Genomic DNA, 1,103 nt, shown 5'->3' with positions numbered 1-1,103 from the left:
CCGCTGCTGCTGAACGAGCAGCTGACCGATGAAGAGCGCATGGTGCGCGATGCCGCCGCCGCATATTGCCAGGACAAGCTCAAACCGCGCGTGCTCGAAGCCTTCCGCCACGAAACAATGGACACGTCCATCTTCCGCGAAATGGGCGAGCTCGGCCTGCTGGGCCCGACCATCCCCGAACAGTACGGCGGCCCGGGCCTCAACTACGTCAGCTATGGCCTGATCGCCCGCGAAGTCGAGCGCGTCGATTCCGGCTACCGCTCGATGATGAGCGTGCAATCCTCGCTGGTGATGGTGCCGATTTTTGAATTCGGCAATGAGGAAACGAAACAGAAATACCTGCCCAAGCTGGCCACCGGCGAATGGATCGGCTGCTTCGGCCTGACCGAACCGAACCACGGTTCCGACCCGGCCTCGATGGTCACCCGCGCGCGCAAGGTCGAGGGTGGTTATTCGCTGTCCGGCTCGAAGATGTGGATCACCAACTCCCCGGTCGCCGACGTGTTCGTGGTCTGGGCCAAGGACGACGAAGGCGCGATCCGCGGCTTCGTGCTGGAGAAAGGTTGGAAGGGCTTGAGCGCCCCGGCCATTCACGGCAAGTTCGGCCTGCGCGCTTCGGTCACCGGCGAAATCGTCATGGATGAAGTGTTCTGCCCGGAAGAAAACGCCTTCCCGGACGTGCGCGGCCTGAAGGGCCCGTTCACCTGCCTGAACTCGGCGCGCTACGGCATCGCCTGGGGCGCGCTGGGCGCGGCCGAAGACTGCTGGCACACCGCGCGCCAGTACGTGCTGGACCGCAAGCAGTTCGGCAAGCCGCTCGCCGCGAACCAGCTGGTGCAGAAGAAACTGGCCGACATGCAGACCGAGATCACGCTGGGCCTGCAGGGCTGCCTGCGCCTGGGCCGCATGAAGGACGAAGGTACCGCCGCAGTCGAGATCACCTCGATCATGAAGCGCAATTCCTGCGGCAAGTCGCTGGACATCGCCCGCACCGCGCGCGACATGCTCGGCGGTAACGGCATCTCCGACGAGTTCGGCATCATCCGCCACATGGTCAACCTCGAGGTGGTCAACACCTACGAAGGCACGCACGATATCCACGC

Annotated in this window: 1 protein-coding gene; it reads left to right on the top strand. The window is 64.1% G+C overall.

What is annotated here, in order from left to right:
- The coding region (locus NX782_RS26220) for an acyl-CoA dehydrogenase (RefSeq protein ID WP_258848441.1) at positions 1–1,103 on the top strand (1,103 nt) is incomplete at both ends.

Origin of the sequence: Massilia norwichensis, assembly GCF_024753245.1 — a bacterium.
Lineage (GTDB): Bacteria > Pseudomonadota > Gammaproteobacteria > Burkholderiales > Burkholderiaceae_D > Telluria > Telluria norwichensis.
The sequence above is the reverse complement of the archived record's forward strand: the minus strand, read 5'-3'. Positions and strand labels throughout refer to the sequence as shown.